This window comes from Clostridium sardiniense (assembly GCF_019753795.1).
Classification (GTDB): Bacteria; Bacillota; Clostridia; order Clostridiales; family Clostridiaceae; genus Clostridium; species Clostridium sardiniense.
On record NZ_JAIKTU010000033.1, the window covers coordinates 1 to 4,690 of the forward strand.

Sequence of the window (4,690 nt, forward strand, 5' to 3'; positions counted from 1 at the left end):
GAAATAAAAAAGCAATTGAAGAATATATAAGAAATCAAGAACGAGAAGATATGATAGCATATCAAATAATTATAAAAGAATATATGGACCCTTTCAAGGGTAGCAAGTAACAGAAGATATGCGGCTGGCGGACCTTTTTAGCGCCTTAAGGCGCAATCGCAGGTAATGTGCCCTTATAGGGCTGAGGAAATACCACCAGCTAAGCTGGTGGATTTTTATTATTCATCATATTCAATTAAATCTATAATAACGGCACAAGCAAGTATTAGTCCATGATCATTAAAATTTTCTATATCAATAGCATATTTGCCAATTGAATTAATACTATTTTTAGAAGCTGTAGCTACAGGAGTATCATACTCATCGTATATACAGAATTCATAATCAGTAAAATCACCTTTAGCAATTAATTCCCCATAAGGAGTGTCAATGATAAATTCATCCTCTATAGGAGTAAGCATTCTTTTTGTTATTTTAGCATAAGGTTCATTTGCTCTATAAACTTCAAATGTTTCTGCTAATTTCATATGTTTTTTTCGTATTTTAAATAACTTATTACCATTTGAGTCTTCAAAAAATAATCTTTCTCCAATAGTAAATACTTTACCATCAACTTTGTAACATACATATCCATTAGCATCTTTTATTAAATAATCATTTCCAATAGAAACTAAATTTTGATTTAAAACATATTTCATGATTAATCCCCCTTTATTATTTTATTTAAATATATTATATAATATATAAGCTGTTCATTAAGTAAATTTAATGTAACATAAAAAATAAGTTTGTATGTACCTTGACATATATAAGGCTTTTGGTAAAATTAAATATATAAATTAATATATGCGTTGAAAAAGAAGAGTAGTCTTAGCTTTATTTTTAGAGAGATGATGGGTGGTGTAAATCATTAATAAAATAAGATGAAGGGAGCTTTTGAGCAGTGTTTTGAAAGTTGGGCTTTAGCCAAGAAGGGTGGAACCGCGGAATGTTTTTCGTCCCTTTATTGTGCTTAGGGCTTTTTTTATTATAAAAAATTATTGGAGGTATTAGAAATGGCAGTAGAAAAGACTATGGATAAGATAGTTGCACTTTGTAAAAACAGAGGATTTATATTCCCGGGTTCAGATATATATGGTGGACTTGCAAACTCATGGGATTACGGTCCATTAGGAGTTGAATTTAAGAATAACGTTAAAAAAGCATGGTGGCAAAAATTTGTTCAAGAAAGTCCATATAACGTAGGTGTTGATTGTGCTATCTTAATGAACAAGGAAGTTTGGGTGGCATCAGGTCACTTAGGTGGATTCTCAGATCCATTAATGGATTGTAAAGAATGTAAGGCTAGATTTAGAGCTGACAAATTAGTTGAAGATCATATGACTGAAAGTGGAATTGAAGTTGCTTCAGCTGATGGTATGTCAAATGAACAATTAAAAAGCTACATAGAGGAGCATAATATAGTATGTCCTAAATGTGGAAAGATGAACTACACAGATATAAGACAATTCAATCTTATGTTTAAAACTTTCCAAGGTGTAACTGAAGATGCTAAGAATGAAATATACTTAAGACCAGAAACAGCACAAGGTATATTTGTAAACTTCAAGCAAACCCAAAGAAGTTCAAGAAAGAAAGTACCATTTGGTATAGCTCAAATAGGTAAATCATTTAGAAATGAAATTACACCAGGTAACTTCACATTCAGAACAAGAGAATTTGAACAAATGGAATTAGAATTCTTCTGTAAGCCAGGAACAGATTTAGAGTGGTTTGAATACTGGAGAGAATACTGCTGGAACTTCTTATTAAATTTAGGAGTTAATAAAGACTGTCTAAGATTAAGAGATCATGAAGCGGAAGAACTTTCATTCTATTCAAATGCAACATCAGATATAGAATACCTATTCCCATTTGGTTGGGGTGAACTTTGGGGTATAGCTGATAGAACAGACTATGACTTAAAGAAACATGCAGAGCATTCAGGTCAAGATTTAACTTATTTAGATCCAATGACTAATGAAAGATATATACCATACTGTATAGAACCATCACTTGGAGCAGATAGAGTTGCACTTGCATTCTTAGTTGATGCATATGATGAAGAAGATTTATCAACAGAAACTAAACAAGATTCAAGAATAGTTATGCATCTTCATCCAGCACTTGCACCATTTAAGGCTGCAATATTACCATTATCAAAGAAATTATCAGATAAGGCTTTAGAAGTATACGGAGAGCTTGCTAAGAAGTTTAATGTTGAATATGATGAAGCTGGAAGTATTGGTAAGAGATACAGAAGACAAGATGAAATAGGTACTCCATTCTGTATAACAATTGACTTTGATACATTAGAAGATGGAGCAGTAACAGTTAGAGATAGAGATTCAATGGAACAAGAAAGAGTTAAGATTGAAGATCTAGAAGCATATATTGCTAAGAGTTTAGAATTTTAATTAATTTAAAATAAAAGAATGTTTATATAAAAAGAGTATTTTCATAATGAAAATACTCTTTTTTATTATATATATTGATATAATGGGACTTTTTGATGGAATTTAAACTTAAAAACAATAATCTATAGTGTTATAATTAGAAACAAATGGGACAAAATTAAAAATAATTCATAATATATAAGTTGATAGTAGTGTAGACTTGGAGGCAAAGTATGAAAAAAGATTTTAGAGAGTTTAAAGATTTTATAAAAGGCAAGAAAGTTGGAGTTGTAGGAATAGGAGTAAGTAATATACCACTTATCAATTTCTTAGTAGAACTTGATGCTAAAGTTACAGCTTTTGATATGAAAAGCGAAGAAAAGCTAGGGGCTATAGCTGAAGATTTTAAGAATAAAGGAGTAGAACTTTCTCTTGGGGAAAACTACTTAGATAATTTAACTGGTTTTGATGTTGTATTTAAGACACCATCAATGAGAATAGATTGTGATGCTCTAGTTAGAGTTAAGAGAGAAGGGGCATACATAACTTCAGAAATGGAAGAGTTCGTAAGATATTGTACCGGAAAGATATATGGTGTTACAGGTAGTGATGGAAAAACAACAACTACTACTATAATATCAAAATTATTAAGTGAAGAAGGTTATAAGACTTGGGTAGGTGGAAATATAGGAACACCATTATTTGCTCAAATTGAAGAAATAAAAAAAGAAGATATGGTAGTACTTGAATTATCAAGTTTTCAACTTATGACTATGGATTTACCGATAGATGTGGCTATATGCACTAATTTGGCTCCAAATCATTTAGATATGCATAAAGATATGCAAGAATATATAGATGCTAAGAAGAATGTATTCCTATATGGTGAGGAGTCAGGAGTATTAGTAGTTAATAGAGAGAATGATATAACATATAGTTTTGAAAAAGAAGCAAAAGGAGAAGTTAGAGAATTCAGCTCAAAAAGAGTACTACAAAAAGGCGCATATTACAAAGATGGAATACTATACCTAGAAGGGAAAGAAGTTGTAAGAAGAAGTGATATACTTTTAAAAGGTATGCATAATGTAGAAAATTATTTAGCCGCATTTATAGCTACTAAGGATGATGTTTCAATAGAGACAATGAAAAAAGTATGTGAGACTTTTGGTGGTGTAGAACATAGATGTGAAATTGTTAGAGAACTAAATGGAGTTAAATATTATAATGATTCTATAGCATCAAGCCCTACAAGAACTTTAGCTGGACTTAAAGCTTTTGATGAAAAGGTAATATTAATAGCAGGGGGATATGATAAACATATACCTTTTGAACCTTTAGCTGAAGAAGGATATCCTTTTATCAAAAAAATGATATTACTTGGAGCTACAAAGGAGAAAATTAAAGCAGCATTTAATAAATTAAAAGAAGACAAAGGTATTGATGTTGAAATTATAGAAGTGAATACTTTTGAAGATGCTGTAAATAAAGCAAAAGAGATAGCGGTAGATGGAGATATAGTAACACTATCACCAGCTTGTGCATCTTTTGATATGTTCCCTAACTTTATGGAAAGAGGAAATAAGTTTAAGGAATTAGTAAATGCATTAAAATAGATAGAAAAAAGATAGCACAAATACTTGTGCTATCTTTTTCTTCATTTTTAAATAAATTAAGAAAAAGATTATTAAAAGTATAAATTGTATTTAAAAAGATAAAGAAAAATATCTTATAGAGATAGAAAAGTACAGAAAGGAATTGGAGTTTTATTGTGAAAATTAGAATGATTAATAGAAAAATAGGTTTTTAAGGCGATAACTTTACCACGTGTATCATTATTTGAATTAATTAGTAAATCTAAGAAAAATAGAGTATTTAAAGAATAAATTTGCATAATGATAATTAATTAATAATTATAAAAAATATAATCATGGTACTATAATATCCGTCGTCAGGTGATGACGGTAATGAAAACACTTCAAGTAAAACATTAAAAAACAATTTTAAAAAAGTTGTTGACAATGAGGAACTTAAGTGATACTATAATAAAGCGGTCAACGAGATCGCACAGATCTTTGAAAATTGAACAGAATATAGAAATACATTTAAACAACCAGCAATTCTTTTTACAAAAGTAAGTTTTATGAGTGAAAAGATTAAACTTTTTATTGAGAGTTTGATCCTGGCTCAGGACGAACGCTGGCGGCGTGCCTAACACATGCAAGTCGAGCGATGAAGTTTCCTTCGGGAAACGGATT

The 4,690-nt window shown here is 30.2% G+C and carries 3 protein-coding genes, 1 rRNA gene, 1 pseudogene and 1 other annotated feature; of the genes and pseudogenes, 4 read left to right on the forward strand and 1 reads right to left on the reverse strand.

Annotated elements, in window-relative coordinates; all coding sequences use genetic code 11:
* A pseudogene (locus K5V21_RS18895) lies at positions 1 to 110 on the forward strand (IS200/IS605 family transposase); the annotation flags it as partial.
* Between the two features lie 108 nt (positions 111 to 218).
* Here K5V21_RS18895 and K5V21_RS18900 read toward each other — a convergent pair.
* A complete protein-coding gene (locus K5V21_RS18900) occupies positions 219 to 698 on the reverse strand; it encodes an LURP-one-related/scramblase family protein (protein ID WP_221862635.1) in 480 nt (159 codons plus the stop codon).
* A gap of 144 nt (positions 699 to 842) precedes the next feature.
* Positions 843 to 1,006 (forward strand) — a binding site (T-box leader).
* 49 nt (positions 1,007 to 1,055) lie between these two features.
* Here K5V21_RS18900 and K5V21_RS18905 point away from each other — a divergent pair.
* From K5V21_RS18905 to K5V21_RS18915, 3 genes are all read left to right on the forward strand, one after another.
* On the forward strand, positions 1,056 to 2,456 hold the full coding sequence (locus K5V21_RS18905; RefSeq protein WP_221862637.1) for a glycine--tRNA ligase: 1,401 nt from the start codon (positions 1,056 to 1,058) through the stop codon (positions 2,454 to 2,456).
* A gap of 212 nt (positions 2,457 to 2,668) precedes the next feature.
* Positions 2,669 to 4,048, forward strand: a complete 1,380-nt coding sequence (murD, locus tag K5V21_RS18910; RefSeq protein WP_221862639.1) for a UDP-N-acetylmuramoyl-L-alanine--D-glutamate ligase — start codon at positions 2,669 to 2,671, stop codon at positions 4,046 to 4,048.
* 548 nt (positions 4,049 to 4,596) lie between these two features.
* Positions 4,597 to 4,690: ribosomal RNA gene (locus K5V21_RS18915) — 16S ribosomal RNA — on the forward strand; the annotation flags it as partial.

Bases quoted from the DNA above. Each gene is read 5' to 3' on its own strand.
- K5V21_RS18905 (WP_221862637.1), top strand. From the start codon at position 1,056: ATGGCAGTAGAAAAGACTATGGATAAGATAGTTGCACTTTGTAAAAAC.
- murD (WP_221862639.1), top strand. From the start codon at position 2,669: ATGAAAAAAGATTTTAGAGAGTTTAAAGATTTTATAAAAGGCAAGAAA.
- K5V21_RS18900 (WP_221862635.1), bottom strand. From the start codon at position 698: ATGAAATATGTTTTAAATCAAAATTTAGTTTCTATTGGAAATGATTAT.